At 63.5% G+C, this 586-nt stretch carries 1 protein-coding gene and 1 pseudogene; both read left to right on the top strand.

All coding sequences use genetic code 11. The annotated features are described in order from the left end of the window. Positions 1–354: pseudogene (locus AOG28_RS17515) on the top strand (hypothetical protein); the annotation flags it as partial. Positions 355–392: 38 nt separating this feature from the next. Further along, positions 393–586 (top strand): hypothetical protein (locus AOG28_RS17510; RefSeq protein ID WP_054557096.1); only part of this gene is annotated, 194 nt, incomplete at its 3' end.

Below are 586 nucleotides of genomic sequence, written 5' to 3'. Positions count from 1 at the left end.
CGGCACGTCCGTTTGACGGTTTCCCGTATCACCTGCCTCAAGGAAGACTCCCCAATGCGATTCCAGACTGCGCTGCGCACCCTGACCACTACCCTGATCCTGAGCACCGCTGCCAGCGCGCAGGCCGCCTGGAAGCTGGATGGCGATGTGTCACAGCTGAGCTTCCAGACCACCAAGATGGCCAAGTCGGGCGCCAGCACCGTCGAGACGGATGCTTTCACCTCCTGGCGGGCGCGCGTCAATGACGCCGGTCAGCTGTCGGTGGAGATCGACCTCGACTCCGCCAGTACCGGCATCGACATTCGTGACCAGCGCGTCAGCGAGAAGCTGTTCGAGTCCGGCACGTCCGTTTGACGGTTTCCCGTATCACCTGCCTCAAGGAAGACTCCCCAATGCGATTCCAGACTGCGCTGCGCACCCTGACCACTACCCTGATCCTGAGCACCGCTGCCAGCGCGCAGGCCGCCTGGAAGCTGGATGGCGATGTGTCACAGCTGAGCTTCCAGACCACCAAGATGGCCAAGTCGGGCGCCAGCACCGTCGAGACGGATGCTTTCACCTCCTGGCGGGCGCGCGTCAATGACGC

This window comes from Cobetia sp. UCD-24C (assembly GCF_001306765.1).
In the GTDB taxonomy this organism is placed as follows: Bacteria; Pseudomonadota; Gammaproteobacteria; order Pseudomonadales; family Halomonadaceae; genus Cobetia; species Cobetia amphilecti.
Note: the sequence above shows the minus strand (reverse complement) of the source record. Positions and strands in the feature narration are given on the sequence as shown.